A 14,417-nucleotide genomic window follows, 5' to 3' on the forward strand; every position below is an offset into this window, starting at 1 on the left:
TTCACCACATCACCGAATTTTTAACCCGCCCCAAACCGGGGTATTTCCCAAAGGAAGCACCATGACCAAGCTCGAAAAAGTTCTCTACACCGCCCACGCCCACACCACTGGCGGCCGTGACGGCAAGTCCAAAACCGACGACGGCCGCCTGGACGTCACGCTGAGCTCGCCCGGCACCGCCGGCACGGGCACCAACCCCGAGCAGCTGTTTGCCGCAGGCTACGCAGCCTGCTTCATCGGCGCGATGAAGGCCGTGGGCGGCATGCAGAAAATCGCCGTCCCTGAAGACGTGTCCATCGACTCCAGCGTTGACCTGGGCAAGATCCCCAACGCCTACGGCATCGCCGTGCGCCTGGACGTGAGCCTGCCCGGCATGGACCGCGCCGCGGCCCAAGCCCTGGTGGACGCGGCGCACCAGGTTTGCCCTTACTCGAACGCGACGCGCGGCAACATTGACGTGACTATTACCCTGAAGTAAACGGAGCCCAACAGTCCCCTCACCAGCAGGGGCTGCGGGGCTGGCTTTGCCAGACCGCAGGCCCTGCCCCCTTGAGGGGGGAACAGGCTACACGCAGTGAGCCTGGACGGGGGTGTCACGAATGCGGCCCGCCGGTGTTGAACCGGCGGGCCGTTTCATTTACGGTGTGTGGATGAATACCGCCACTTTCCAGATTCGAAAAGACGCCCTGTCCGAAACGCGCTGGGTGAACGACGCGCCTTTGCCGCTGGCCCCTGGCCAGGTACGGCTGAGCGTGGAATCCTTCGCCCTCACAGCAAACAACATCACCTACGCGGCTTTCGGCGACGCGATGAATTACTGGCAGTTCTTCCCGACCGGCGACGAGGGCTGGGGCTGCATTCCGGTGTGGGGGTTTGCCACCGTGGCCGAATCGTTATGTGACGGCGTTGCCGTGGGGGAAAAGTTTTACGGCTACTACCCCATGGCCAACACGCTGGTGTTGCAGCCGGCGCGCATCACGCCCGCGGGCTTTTGGGACGGCGCCGAACACCGCAAAACGCTGGCCGCCGTTTACAACCAGTACATGCGCTGCAGCAGCGACCCGTTCTACACCGCAGCCACTGAAGATGTGCAGTCGCTCCTGCGCCCGCTGTTCATCACTTCGTTCCTGATTGACGACTTTCTGGCCGACAACGATTTTTTTGGCGCCCATACGATGCTGCTGTCCAGCGCGTCGAGCAAGACGGCGTACGGCACGGCGTTTCAGCTGGCCCAGCGGCCGGGGATTGAAGTCACCGGGCTGACCTCGCCGGGCAACGTGGCGTTTTGTGAAAGCCTGGGCTGCTACAGCCGCGTCGTCACCTACGGCCAGCTGGAGACCATCGCCGCCGGCACCGCCTGCATTTACGTCGACTTCGCCGGGAACGCCGGCCTGCGCCAGCAAATCCACAGCCGCTTCAGCCAGCTGCGCTACAACTGCTCGATAGGCGGCACGCATGTGGACGAGCTGGCCGCCAAAGGCAGCAGCCGCGACCTGCCGGGCCCCAAGCCCACCTTGTTCTTTGCGCCGGCGCAAATCAAAAAGCGCGTGGCCGACTGGGGTGCGCCGGTTTTTCGCCCAGCGGGTGGCCCAAGCCTGGCAGGCCTTCACGCGCAAAGTCGCCGGGGCAACGCCGCCCTGGCTCGCCCCGCAACGGCATGCGGGGCAAGCCGCCCTACATGCCGTTTACCAGGAAGTGCTGGCCGGCAAGGGCGACCCGCGCACCGGCCATATCCTGCTACCCTGATTGCTATAGTTTTGATAGCTACAACCCAATGCTGTCATTGGGCTGGAAGCACTTTTCATTCAAAACACAGGCATTTACAAGCCCCGCGCCTGCGCACGCACATCTGCGCGGACAATCGGGGGCATGACCGAAAAAAGCCCATCCCCCGCCAGCGACGCGCTGCATGTCTACGAGACGCTGACCCCTGACCGCGTGCTCGACGCGCTGGCCAGCGTGGGCTTGTTGGGCGACGGCCGCCTGATGGCGCTGTCCAGCTATGAAAACCGCGTCTACCAGGTGCACCTGGAAAGCCCTGTGGGCGATGCCGACCTGGCGGGCGACGTGGTGGTGGCCAAGTTTTACCGCCCCGACCGCTGGAGCGACGCGCAGATCAACGAGGAACACGCGTTTGCCGCCGAACTGATGGCGGCCGAAATTCCGGTGGTCGGCCCTTTGGTACTCGAGGGCAAGACGCTGAATCACTTCGACGGTTTCAGCTTCAGCGTCTCGCCCAGCCGCGGCGGGCGCCGGCCCGAACTCGACAACCTCGACGTGCTGGAATGGATAGGCCGTTTCCTCGCGCGCATCCACACCGTGGGCAGCGCCAAGCCTTTTGCGCACCGCCCCGCACTCAACCTGCAGACCTTCGGCTACGGCCCGCGCGACATCCTGCTGGCCGGCGGCGCAAAAGGCGCAGCAGGCGCGCATGGCACCCACGGATATATCCCGCTGGACATGGAGTCGCGCTGGTGCAAGGCGTTTGAAGAAGCCATGCTGGTGGCGCAATCGGTGTTTGAAAGCGTGGGCGATGTGCAAACCCTGCGCCTGCACGGCGACTGCCATCCCGGCAATATTTTGTGGACGCCCGAGGGCCTGCCGCTGGCGGGGCCGCATTTTGTCGACCTGGACGACGCCCGCAGCGGCCCGGCCGTGCAGGACCTGTGGATGCTGGTGTCGGGCGACAGGGCGCAGAGCACCCGGCAGCTGGGCGCGCTGGTCGACGGTTATGAAGAGTTCCGCGAGTTCGACCGGCGCGAACTCGCACTGATCGAGCCGCTGCGCACCCTGCGCCTGGTGCACTACAGCGCCTGGCTGGCGCAGCGCTGGCACGACCCGATCTTCCCGATCAACTTTCCCTGGTTCGGCTCCAGCGACTACTGGAAGGGCCAGGTCGACATGCTGGAAGAGCAGACCGAGGCCATGCAGGAAACGCCGCTGATTGTGTAAAGCCGTTAAAGCCGATTAGGCCGGTTAGGCCGGTCAGTTGCTAAGTACACATAGGGATTGCGATGAGCCCGAAAACGCAAGCCCCCACTAGCATGTCCCAAGCCCCGCACCTTGACGGCGGCACGTCTGGAGACATGCATGAAGTTCCGCCCGATTCTTTTGGCCGCCCTGCTGCTGGCCACCCACGGCTGGTGCGCCGCCCAATCCGCCCAATCGGCGTGGCCCACCAAGCCCATCACCATGATCGTGCCTTTCCCGCCCGGCGGCCTGGCCGACCTGGTGGCGCGGCCGGTGGCCGAGGCGATGTCGCGCGACCTCGGCCAGCCGGTCGTGGTCGAGAACAAGGCCGGCGCCGGCGGCGGCATCGGCATGGCCTACACCGCCAAGGCCAAACCTGACGGCTACACCGTCGTCATGGCGCTCTCTTCGTTCACCGTGATCCCCGAAGCCGACGCCCTGCTCGGCCGCGCCCCGATGTTTGCGCTCACCGACCTGCGCCCGATTGCGCGCTACACCGCCGACCCGACCGTATTGGCCGTGCGCGCCGATGCGCCCTGGCAGACCGTGCAGCAGTTTGTGGACGATGCGAAAAAGCGGCCCGGCGCGATCAACTATGGCTCGTCCGGCAACTACGGCACCATGCATGTGCCGATGGAAATCCTGGCGCAGAACGCCGGCATCAAGCTGACGCACATCCCGTTCACCGGCGCCGGCCCGGCGGTGGTGGCGCTGCTGGGCGGGCAGATCGATGCCGTGTCGACCGGCCCGGCCACCGTGCTGCAACAAGTCAAGGCCGGCAAGCTGCGCGTGCTGGCGCATTGGGGCAACGACGCCTTGCCTGCGCTGCCCGAGCTGGCCAGCCTGAAGGGCGCCGGCTTCAATGCCGAGTACGCGCAGTGGTCGGGGCTTTTCATCCCGGCGGCAACGCCCGAGCCTATCGCCCAGCGGCTGCGCGCCTCGGCCAGGGCGGCCGCGCAGGATGCGAAGGTCAAGGAAGTGATCCTCGGCGCCGGCAGCCCGGTGCTCTACCAGGACAGCCCGGACTTCGAGAAATACGTGCAGGCCGATGCCAGACGCATGGCGGAGGTCGTCAGGCGCATCGGCAAGGTCGAGTAAGTTTTTTCCCATCGGAGCCCTTTATGTCCATCCATTTCATCCGGTGCGCACTGCTCGCCCTCGGTGCGGCTTTTGCGGCAGCGCCCATGCCGGCCCTGGCGCAAAACTACCCGGCCAAACCGGTGCGCATCATCGTGCCCTTTGCCGCGGGCGGCCCGGCCGACGTCTATGCGCGCTTCATCGCGCAACGCCTGCAGGACTCGCTGGGGCAATCGTTTGTGGTCGACAACCGTCCCGGCGCGGGTTCCATCATCGGCACCGATGCCGCGGCCAAATCGGCGCCGGACGGCTACACCCTGCTGCTGATGTCGAACGCGCACACGGTGAACGAGTCACTGATTCCCAACAAGCCGTTCCAGCTGATGCGCGACTTCGTGGCGATTGCGCCCATCAATTATTCGGACCTGGTGCTGGTGGCCACGCCGGCGCTGCGGGCCAACACGCTCAAGGAGCTGGTCAGCGACGCCAAAGCCAGGCCGGGCAAGCTCAACTACGCCTCCTCCGGGCCCGGCACGCCGTACCACATGGCCGGCGAGTTGTTCAAGAGCATGGCGGGCGTCTACCTGGTGCACATTCCCTATCGCGGCAGCTCGGGTGCGCGCACCGATGTGATCGCGGGCCAGGTCGATGTGATGTTTGACGCCGTGACCACCATGGCCGAGCAGGTGAAGGCCGGCAAGGTCAAGGCCCTGGCCACCACCGGCAGGCAGCGCTCCGAGGTCTTGCCCAATGTGCCGACGCTGAACGAAGCCGGCGTGCCGGGCTACGAGGCCACCATCTGGCTGGGACTGATGGCGCCCCAGGGCACGCCCAAAGCCGTGGTCGACAAGCTCAACGAGGCCGTCTCCAGAATCGCCAGCCAGCCGGACGTCAAACAGGCCTGGGGCAAACAGGGCGCCGTACCCCTGGTGATGAGCCCCGAAGCGTTTGACAAGTACGCGAGGGACGACATTGCCAAGTGGGCGCGCGTGATCAAAAGCGCCCACATCACGGTGGACTGACGGTTTGGCAGCCCGCCCCAAGGACACATGCCATGACCACTGTTCACCTGCTCAGCGGCGGCGCCGCCCAGGGCCTTGTCACCCGGCTCGAAGCACGCTTGCAGCAGCAGCACCGCGCGGATATTGACGCCTGCTTTGGCGCCGTGGGCCTGATGCGCGACAAGCTGCTGTCGGGCGCGCCGTGTGACCTGGTGATACTCACCGAAGCCCTGGTGACCGAGCTGACCGCCGGCGCGGAGCTGGTGCGGGGCAGCGCCCGGGCCCTGGGCGTGGTCAAAACCGGCGTAGCCGTCAAAAGCGGCGCACCCGCACCGGCCGTGGACAGCCCCGACGCGCTGAAGGCGGCGCTGCGTGCGGCAAGCGGTATTTATTCTCCGGACCCGGTCAAGGCCACGGCGGGCATTCATGTGATGGGCGTGCTGCGGCAACTGGGCCTGGACGCAGAGCTTGCCGGCCGCCTGCGCGTCTACCCGAATGGCGCCAGCGCGATGAAGGCGATGGCGGACAGCGGCGAAGACGGGCTGATCGGCTGCACGCAGGTCACTGAAATCCTTTATACGCCCGGTGTGACGCTGGTGGCGCCGCTGCCCAAGGCTTTTGAGCTGGCCACGGTTTACACCGCAGCCGTGTGCGCCCGCGCCCGGGAGCCGCAAGCCGCCCAGGCGCTGATCGAACTGCTGGCGAGCGGGGACGCGGCGCCGCTGCGAAAGGCCTGCGGCTTCGAGTGACGGGGCGCCGCCCGTTCGGGCAAACCTACACCAGCAGCGCGTTCACACGCCGCACATACGCGGCAGGGTCGGCCGGCATGCCGCCTTCGGCCAGCAGGGCCTGGTCAAACAGGATGTGCGCCAGGTCGTCAAAGTTTTCGCCGCCCTCCAGTTTTTTCACCAGCGGGTGCTGGGCGTTGACTTCCAGGATGGGTTTGGCTTCGGGCACAGCCTGGCCGGCCTGTTTGAGCATCCGTGCCAGCTGGGTCGACATGTCGCCGTCCTGCACCACCAGGCAAGCGGGCGAATCCACCAGGCGCGTGGTGGCGCGCACGTCCTTGGCCTTGTCTTTCAGCGCTTCCTTCAACTTGTCGAGCACAGGCTTGAACTGGGTTTGCGCTTCTTCGGCGGCCTTCTTTTCATCCTCGTCCTGCAGCTTGCCGAGGTCGACCGCGCCCTTGGCGACCGACTGCAGCGGCGTGCCGTCGAAGTCGTGCAGGTAGTTGAGCGCCCACTCGTCCACGCGGTCGGCCATCAGCAGTACTTCGATGCCCTTCTTGCGGAAGATCTCCAGTTGCGGGCTGTTCTTTGCGGCGGCCAGCGTGTCGGCGGTGATGTAGTAAATCGCGTCCTGGCCTTCCTTCATGCGGGCCTTGTAGTCGGCAAAACCCACGCTCACGGTGTCGGTGGTCGATGAGGCGAAGCGCAGCAGTTTGGACAGGCGCTCGCGGTTGGCGAAATCCTCGCCCAGGCCTTCTTTGAGCACGGCGCCGAACTCGGCGTAGAAGGCCTTGAACTTCTCGGCATCGTTGGCGGCCATGTCTTCAATCATGGACAGCACGCGCTTGGTGCAGCCTTCGCGGATGGCTTTGACGGCGCGGCTTTCCTGCAGCAGCTCGCGCGAGACGTTGAGCGGCAGGTCGGACGAGTCCACCACGCCCTTGACGAAGCGCAGGTAGGTCGGCATCAGCGCCTGGGCGTCGTCCATGATGAACACACGCTTGACGTAGAGCTTCACGCCCGCGGCCTTGTCGCGGTTGAACATGTCCATCGGCGCCTTGGCCGGGATGAACAGCAGCTGCGTGTACTCGGTCGAGCCCTCTACGCGGTTGTGCGTAGTGGCCAGCGGCGCTTCGCTGTCGTAGCTGATCTGCTTGTAGAACTCGTCGTACTGGTCCTGGGTGATGTCCTTCTTGGCGCGCGTCCACAGGGCCGCGGCCTGGTTGACGGTTTCCCACTCGCCGGTGAACACCATCTCGCCGGGCTGGTCGTTCTCGCCCTCTTTCCATTCTTCCTTTTGCATCAGGATGGGCAGCGAGATGTGGTCGGAGTATTTGTTGATGATGCCCTTGAGCTTCCAGGCATTGAGGTAGTCCAGCGCGTCCTCTTTCAGGTGCAGGGTGATGCTGGTGCCGCGCTCGGCGCGTTCGATCTCGCTGACCTCGAATTCGCCGGTGCCGTCGCTGACCCAGCGCACGCCCTGGCCCGCCGGCAGGCCGGCGCGGCGGCTTTCCACCGTGATCTTGTCCGCCACGATAAAGCCCGAATAAAAACCCACGCCGAACTGGCCGATCAACTGCGCATCGTTTTTCTGGTCGCCCGAGAGCTTGGCCATGAAGTCGCGCGTGCCGCTCTTGGCGATGGTGCCCAGGTTGTCGATGGCTTCCTGCTGCGACAGGCCGATGCCGTTGTCGGTGATGGTCAGCGTGCTGGCCGCCTTGTCAAAACTCACCCGCACCTTGAGCTCGGTATCGCTTTCGTACAGCGATGCGTCGTTGAGCGCCTCGAAACGCAGCTTGTCGCAGGCGTCCGACGCATTGGAAATCAGCTCGCGCAGAAAGATCTCGGGGTTCGAATACAGCGAATGGGTCACCAGTTTGAGCAGCTGGGCGACTTCAGCCTGAAAAGAAAGCGTTTGTTTTGAACTCATGGGACCTGAAAAGATGGATTGGGAAGAAAAAAGGGAGGGAAACGAGGGCGAAACGGGAAAAAAGGGGGAAAAAAGCCGTCCGGACCACTTTGGGAGGCGACCCGGAGCATATGGAAACCGACCGTGAAATCTCAAGGATTTTCAGAGGGCAATTGAAACAAAGTAGTTACAAGTATTCAAAATTTAGAGAGCCAATACAGTTTGTGACATATGTCTCGGTCTCACAAGGTTTATCCAAGTCGTTGATTTTGTGAGACTTTTATCACTGACAAGGTTTTGGCGGGCGCTTACAGTTCAGTCACTAATTGTTACCAACCCCCTAAGGAGCCACCATGAACAAACTGCTACTGATCGCCGCCCTCGGTTTCGCCGCAATGGCTACCGCCCCCGCCCAAGCTGCCACGCAAACCGGCAACTTTGACGTCAACATCACCCTGACCAGCGCCTGCGTGTATACCAAGACGTCCGACGTGGTCTTCAATTACACCTCATTCCAGACGGCTGCCGCTGCCCAGACCACGGCCGGCGCTTTCACCGTCAAGTGCACCAACACGCTGCCTTACACACTGGCCCTGGACAGCGCAGGCAGCTACACCGACGCGGCCACCAACCTGGCCTACACCCTGACGCTGAGCTCTTCCAGCGCCACCGGCAACGGTTCGGCCCAGTCGTACACGGTGAACGGCTCCATCGCCGGCAACCAGGGCGGCACCTGCGCCACCGCCGGCGGCGTTTGCACCAACACCGGCAGCGCCAACAAGCAGCGCACCCTGACGATCTCTTACTAAGCAGCACGCAAGGCCAGCCTCATGCCGCACGCAATGCGCCGCATGGCTGCCGCAGCCTTGCTTGCCCTGGGCGGCCTTTCAACGCAGGCCGGGGCCGGTTCCGCGGCAGGCAGCTTTGCCGTCCATATCAACCTTGTTCCCATGGTGCCGGCCAGCCCCGCCAGCGGGCTGGGCCAGGTGCCCGCCTCCAGCGGGTTTTGCACCAGCGAATCCCTGAGCAAGGCGAGCAACGCCCTGGTCACCGTGGTGTGCGGCACCGGCCAGTTCGTCAGCATCCGCCCGATGCCGGGCAGGCCCTTTACCGGTACCCACGGCGGCGCTTTTCGTTATGTGTTCGGCCCGGGCATGGCCGCCAGCCCGCTGGCCAGCTCGCAGCTCAATCCTTATATAGGCACCGGCACCGTGACCTCGCTGCGCGTGCTCGACGTCAGCGGCCAGGAGGGCATTCTGGAATTCTTGGTAAGCTTCTGAGCCATGAATACTCCAAAGCCCGGGATTGCAGCCCTGTTGCCCGCCGTGTTGCTGGCCACAGCTTTTTCCGCACTGCCCCGGCATGCCGAGGCGGGCGTCTTTTCAGTCACGCCGGTTCGCATCTTCATGCAGCCCCGCGACCGGGCCGTGGCCATTACCCTGACCAATGAAGGCGACACCGAAGTCGCCCTGCAGGCCGACATCAATGTCTGGACGCAAAAGCCCGACGGCAGCGACGACCTGGTGCTGACCGAAGACCTGATTTTGTCGCCGCCCATCATCAAGCTCGCGCCCAAGGCCCGGCAGGTGGTTCGCCTGGCGCTGCTCAAGCCGGCCGACGCCAGCCGGCAACTGACCTACCGCATGATCGTGCGCGAAGTGCCCGAGGCGACCGCCGCCTCCGACAAAACCATTGACGTACCGATTGCCCTGGCGCTGTCGCTGCCGGTGTTCATCACACCGCCGGTAGCCAAACGCGAGGTCAGCTGTACGGCTGCGCGCGGCGCGGCGCAGGCACTGGTCGCCACCTGCGCCAACACCGGCACCGCCTATGCCCAGATCCGGGAAGTCACGTTCAAGCGCGGCGAGCAACAGCTGGCGCGCCTGGAAGGCGGCACCTACATCCTGCCCGGCGCCAGCCGGCCGCTGAGCGCCAATTCGACCCAAGCCGTCCCGCCCGGGCCCATGCAGGTCACGGTGACTTTTGATGACGGGAAGAGCCAGTCCTTCGAGGCCGCCCTGCCTTAGTGCCTAATCTCCAAAGATGCCAGGCCTGAGAAAAAACCGTGCTGCAAACCTAAGCCCCGCCGCAATTGCCCTGGCCACCACGCTGGCCATGTCTGCAGCACGTGGCCAGGAGCTCGTGCAGGCGCAGCAATCATCTCCGGCCGCCAGCCTGCCCGTCGTCAGCGCCACCACCAAAGAGCGGATCATCCCGCTGGAAGTCTCGGTCAACGGCGCCATCAGCGGCCAATGGGCCCTGCTGGAGCGCAACGGCATCCTGTACGCACCGGCCGACGCGTTCGAAGAGTGGCGCATCAAGCTGCGGGCCGCGGCCGTTTCGGTCGACTACCGCGGCCAGACCTGGTACCCGCTGACCGGCGTGCCGGGCTTTGAGGCCCGTTTCAATTTTGCCAACCAGTCGGTCGACCTGGTGTTTTCGCCCGCCTCGTTTGCCGCCACGCGGCTGGCGCGCGACAACGAAGCCGCACTCGTGCTCACGCCGGCCGTCCCGGCGGCCTTTGTGAACTACGACATCAGCTACACCGGCTCCAGCTTCAGGGGCGCGTCTTCGGTGCGCGATTTAAGCGCGCTGACCGAACTGGGTTTTTCGGGCAACTGGGGCGTGGTGACCTCCAGCTACGTGGGGCGCAACCTGACCGCCAGCGACCCCAACAGCCCGGCCGGCCCGGCCAGCTGGCGCCGGCTGGAGACAGTGTTCAGCCGCGACTTCCCGGAAAGCACCACCACGCTGCGGATCGGCGACACCATCACGCGCACCGGTGTCTTCGGCAACAACCTGTATTACGGCGGCGTGCAGCTGACGCGCAACTTCGCACTGCGCCCCGGCTTCATCACGCAGCCGATCCCGGTGATCGCCGGCACCTCCAGCGCGCCCAGCACGGTCGACCTCTATATCAACGACGCGCTGCGGCAAACCTCCACCGTGCCGACGGGGCCTTTCACCATCGACAACTTCCCGCTGATCACCGGCACGGGCGAGGCCCGCGTGGTGGTGCGCGATGTGCTGGGCCGCGAGACCGTGGTGGTTCAGCCTTTTTTCACCCACAACGACCTGCTCGAAGAAGGTTTGTCGGACTGGAGTTTCGAGGCCGGCAAGCTCAGGCGCAACCTCGGCCAGGACAATGCCAACTACGGTGCAACCTTCGCGTCGGGCCTGTGGCGGCAGGGTCTGAGCAAATCCCTCACGGCTGAAGCCGAGGGCAAGGTGTCGGCCGACTCATCGGCCCTGTCACTGGGCATGAGCTACGAGCTGCCGCTGCAGTCGCTGGGCCTGCTGGCGATCAGCCGCTCGCGCAGCAAGCTGTCCGGCCAGGGCAGCAAATGGGCTGCCGGGGTCGAGCGCACCAGCCTCAAGCAAAGTTTCACGGCGCGTGTTGAAGGCGCCGGGCGCGCCTACCGCGAGCTGGGCTGGGAAGACACGCGCCTGGCCAACCGCCTGCAGGCTTCGGCCAGCTACAACTACGCCACCGAAAACTGGGGCGCCTGGGGCCTGGGTTACGCCCGCATCAACACCTATGACCGCGGCTCGCTGTCAACCGCCAGCCTGAACTACTCCATGCGCGTCGGCCAGCGCGGCGCGCTGTCTTTCACCGCCACGCGCGTGTCGGGCAGCTCCCAGGGCAACTCGGTCGGCGCCACCTTGCTGCTGCCGCTGGAAAGCGGCGTCACGGTGTCCTCCAGCGTCACGCGCCGCGCAGGCCAGACCGACGCTTATGCCAGCGCCAGCCGTTCGCTGAGCAGCGACACCGGCACCGGCTGGCGCGCGCTGGCCGGCACGCGCGGCAATTCGGCCTACAGCGAAGGCGGCGTTTACATGCAGGGCGACAAGTCGCTGCTGACGGCCGACCTCAGCGCATCGCGCGACCAGCAGACGGTGCGCCTGGGCGCCCAGGGCGGCGCGGTGGCGATCGACGGGCGCGTGTTCGCCTCGCGCCGCGTGGACAACAGCTTTGCGCTGGTCGAAGTGGTGGGCTATCCCGATGTCAGCGTGGGTTTCCAGGGCAGCAAGCTGACGCACACCGACAAGGACGGCGTCGCCCTGCTGCCACGCCTGCAGCCCTACCAGCGCAACAGCATCCGGCTGGACCCGAGCGAGTTGCCGATCAGCGCGGAAATCGACAACATCGAACTGGTTGCCGTGCCGGCGTCGCGCACGGGGGTGAAGGTGACCTTCCCGGTGCGCTCGGGCCGCGCGGCGCTGATCAAGATTGATTTTGACGACGGCGAGGCCGCCCCGGCGGGCGCGATGGTGGCGCTGGGCGGCGATGCCAAGGAATTTTTTGTGGCGCGCCGCGGCGAAGCCTTCATCACCGGCATGCAGGCGAAAAACAGCCTGCGCCTCACCTGGAACGGCCAAAGCTGCAACCTGGCGATCGAATTGCCTGCAGGCGCCCTCGACGACATTACCCGCATCGGCCCGGTGCGCTGCTCAGGAGTAAAACGATGACGAATTTCTGGCGCACCGCCATCTTGCCCCGCATTGCCGCGGGTCTGCTCGCCCTGTGCGCCGGCAGCGCCTGGTCTTACAGCTGCAACATGTCGGCCGGGGGCACCGGCGTGCTGCTGGACACCTACAACGCTGCCCAGGACAGCAACGGCACCGTCACGCTCAACTGCACGCGCAGCAGCGCCGAAGCCACCACCCTCACCTACCGCATCAAGGCCGACAACGGCCTGAACTATTCCACCCAGCGGCGCGCGCGGCTCGGCACTTCCGGCAATTACATGGGCTACTGGCTGCAACGCGGAACGACGGTGGGCGGCTCTGCCACGTGCGCCAATGCCACCAACTGGCTGGAGCCGGCCACGGGTAACACCAACGTCATCACCGGCACATTGAACTTCGGCACCTCACTCAGCGCCTCGGCCGTCTGGGGCTACTGCGTGCGGCTGCCTTCGGTCAATATCATTTCCTACTTCTTCGCGTCAGCCGGGATCTATACCGACACGGTGTATATCTACGCGCAATACCCGGGTGTGGACGGCGGCGCGCTCACGCCCGAGGTGCCACTGAACTACACCATCGGCGTGAAAGAGCAGTGCGTGTTCAACTCCTTCCCGACCAGCCTCAACTTCAACTACACCTCGTTTTCCCCCACGGCGCAGACCGACACTGAGGTCTTCAACCTGCGCTGCAGCAGCGACCTTCCGTGGACAGTGGCGGTCAGCCCCAGCACCAGCACGGCACTGGGGCTGAACTACACCGTGGGCATCGCGCCGGCCAGCGGCACCGGCACGGGCGCCAACCAGCCGATCACACTGACCGGCACCATGCCGGCCGGGCAGACCGGCACCTGCGCCCTCGGCAGCTGCGCCGCCAAGGTCGTGCACACCGTCACCATCACTTACTGAGTTGCTGAGAGGCGCCTGAGAGCCAGAGGCGCAACCTGCGCTGCACATCCGCCGACGTGAGCAGCGCCATGTGATCGGTCTGCCAGGCGATGTATTGCCGCTCCTGCGGAAACACCAGGCTGCGCGCGCCATCCGCATGCAGGCCCAGGGCGCTGTGCACCGGCACCAGCCCGTCCCCCCAGAGCGCGTCCGCCAGCCGTGACCGGATGGATCCAACACCCCCGGCCGGCTCGCTTGACGTGCTGGCTGCCACCGTGAAACATGCCACGCCCTCGGGCAAGGGCAGCGGCTCACGGGCGTCGGGCGCCCGCTCGAAACGCCCCGCGTCGTGCCAGTCGGCCTGCAACACATTGCCGTGGCGCAGGTCGGTGATGCCGGCGCTGCGCACCTGGCCGATTTTGACAAAGGGGCGCGTCACGATATTGCTGCCGAGCACACCGTCGACCCAGCTGCCCAGGCGCTCCAGCGGCGCGCCGTGGTGCGGTGTGCCCAGAAACACCAATGACTTGAGTTGCGCCAGCCAGCTATGGCCCGCCCCTGCCGCGTGGTGGCAGGCGCTGCGCGCGACCAGGCCGCCCATGCTGTGCACCAGCAGTGTCAGTTCCTGCACAGGCTGCGGCCAGGCTTTGCTCAATTGCTGCAGCAGGTTGGCCAGTTGCTCACCGTTGGCGGAGGTGTGCAGGCCGGTGTTGTAGTGCAGGTAGACCGGCGTGTAACCCAGCTCGCGCGCCAGCTGCTCGCCGTGGCCGCCCAGCGCACCGGCTGTGGCGCTGTTCCACTGAAGATCGTTCATGCACAGGCCGTGAACCAGCACCAGGACCTTGCCCGTGGCGCCCGGCAGTTGCGCGGCCAGCGCCTGGCGGTCCAGCACCAGCGGCCGGCCTTCGCTGCGCAGGCGCATGGAAATGGCCAGCGGGTTGGCCGTCTCCTGCAACTGGTCGCCCAGCACGCCGTTCAGCGCCGACAGCATCGCCTCGCGCTGCGGCGTGGACGCCTTTTGCGCCGTCAGCGGCGCGGCACGCGACAGCGCCGCATTGGCCGCGCCGCCGGCCAGCCGCGTCACGCCCTTGATGCTGCCGTACACCAGGCCGGTAATGCCGGCGCGCCGCACCCCGCTGCTGCCCGGCAAGCGGTCGATGAACTTCGCGCCCAGCGGGCCGAACGGCGCGGCCACCGCCTTGTAGACATTGCCCTGCACTGTTTCGGCCAGGCCGGTGATACCCAGCGTCGCTTGCGTGGCCAGCTGCGCCAGCCCCTGGATGTCAGAGACGTGCAGCCAGGTGGGCAGCCGCTTTGAAGAAGGCGAAGCGGCCGCGGCGCCGGATGGTTCGGGTGTGTGCATGCCGCGATTGTGGGG

General features: G+C 65.5%; 12 protein-coding genes and 1 pseudogene. 11 read left to right on the top strand and 2 right to left on the bottom strand.

Translation table 11 applies throughout. From position 1 onward, the window contains the following. The first annotated feature begins 61 nt into the window (after positions 1-61). The 6 genes and pseudogenes from DT070_RS04225 to DT070_RS04250 all read left to right on the top strand — a co-directional run bounded on the left by DT070_RS04225 (position 62) and on the right by DT070_RS04250 (position 5,797). Complete coding sequence (locus DT070_RS04225) at positions 62-478, top strand: organic hydroperoxide resistance protein (protein WP_122954288.1); 417 nt, start codon at positions 62-64, stop codon at positions 476-478. Positions 479-650: 172 nt separating this feature from the next. After that, positions 651-1,746, top strand: a pseudogene (locus DT070_RS04230) (DUF2855 family protein). Positions 1,747-1,869: 123 nt separating this feature from the next. Further along, positions 1,870-2,952, top strand: a complete 1,083-nt coding sequence (locus DT070_RS04235) for a serine/threonine protein kinase (protein WP_122954289.1) — start codon at positions 1,870-1,872, stop codon at positions 2,950-2,952. Between the two features lie 138 nt (positions 2,953-3,090). Then, a complete protein-coding gene (locus tag DT070_RS04240) occupies positions 3,091-4,068 on the top strand; it encodes a tripartite tricarboxylate transporter substrate binding protein (RefSeq protein ID WP_122954290.1) in 978 nt (325 codons plus the stop codon). Positions 4,069-4,091: 23 nt separating this feature from the next. Next, complete coding sequence (locus DT070_RS04245) at positions 4,092-5,069, top strand: tripartite tricarboxylate transporter substrate binding protein (RefSeq protein ID WP_122954291.1); 978 nt, start codon at positions 4,092-4,094, stop codon at positions 5,067-5,069. Between the two features lie 32 nt (positions 5,070-5,101). After that, positions 5,102-5,797, top strand: a complete 696-nt coding sequence (locus tag DT070_RS04250) for a substrate-binding domain-containing protein (RefSeq protein WP_122954292.1) — start codon at positions 5,102-5,104, stop codon at positions 5,795-5,797. Positions 5,798-5,822: 25 nt separating this feature from the next. Here DT070_RS04250 and htpG read toward each other — a convergent pair whose 3' ends face one another. Next, positions 5,823-7,706: a molecular chaperone HtpG gene (htpG, locus tag DT070_RS04255; RefSeq protein ID WP_122954293.1), complete on the bottom strand. Its 1,884-nt coding sequence runs from the start codon at positions 7,704-7,706 to the stop codon at positions 5,823-5,825. Positions 7,707-8,038: 332 nt separating this feature from the next. Here htpG and DT070_RS04260 point away from each other — a divergent pair, with 332 nt between their 5' ends. From DT070_RS04260 to DT070_RS04280, 5 genes are all read left to right on the top strand, one after another. Beyond that, positions 8,039-8,494: a spore coat protein U domain-containing protein gene (locus tag DT070_RS04260; protein WP_122954294.1), complete on the top strand. Its 456-nt coding sequence runs from the start codon at positions 8,039-8,041 to the stop codon at positions 8,492-8,494. Between the two features lie 21 nt (positions 8,495-8,515). Next, a complete protein-coding gene (locus DT070_RS04265) occupies positions 8,516-8,965 on the top strand; it encodes a hypothetical protein (RefSeq protein ID WP_153976289.1) in 450 nt (149 codons plus the stop codon). 3 nt (positions 8,966-8,968) lie between these two features. After that, positions 8,969-9,712 (top strand): molecular chaperone, encoded by a 744-nt coding sequence (locus DT070_RS04270; RefSeq protein WP_122954296.1) that lies wholly within the window; start codon positions 8,969-8,971, stop codon positions 9,710-9,712. Positions 9,713-9,800: 88 nt separating this feature from the next. Then, complete coding sequence (locus tag DT070_RS04275; protein ID WP_122954297.1) at positions 9,801-12,155, top strand: fimbria/pilus outer membrane usher protein; 2,355 nt, start codon at positions 9,801-9,803, stop codon at positions 12,153-12,155. Continuing rightward, positions 12,152-13,060 carry a hypothetical protein gene (locus tag DT070_RS04280; RefSeq protein WP_122954298.1) on the top strand — a complete coding sequence of 303 codons (909 nt, stop codon included), beginning with the start codon at positions 12,152-12,154 and terminating at the stop codon, positions 13,058-13,060. The genes DT070_RS04275 and DT070_RS04280 overlap by 4 nt, the downstream gene beginning before the upstream one ends. Here DT070_RS04280 and DT070_RS04285 read toward each other — a convergent pair. Further along, on the bottom strand, positions 13,050-14,402 hold the full coding sequence (locus DT070_RS04285; protein WP_122954299.1) for a triacylglycerol lipase: 1,353 nt from the start codon (positions 14,400-14,402) through the stop codon (positions 13,050-13,052). The genes DT070_RS04280 and DT070_RS04285 overlap by 11 nt on opposite strands. Positions 14,403-14,417: the final 15 nt, after the last annotated feature.

Origin of the sequence: Polaromonas sp. SP1 (assembly GCF_003711205.1) — a bacterium.
Lineage (GTDB): Bacteria > Pseudomonadota > Gammaproteobacteria > Burkholderiales > Burkholderiaceae_C > Polaromonas.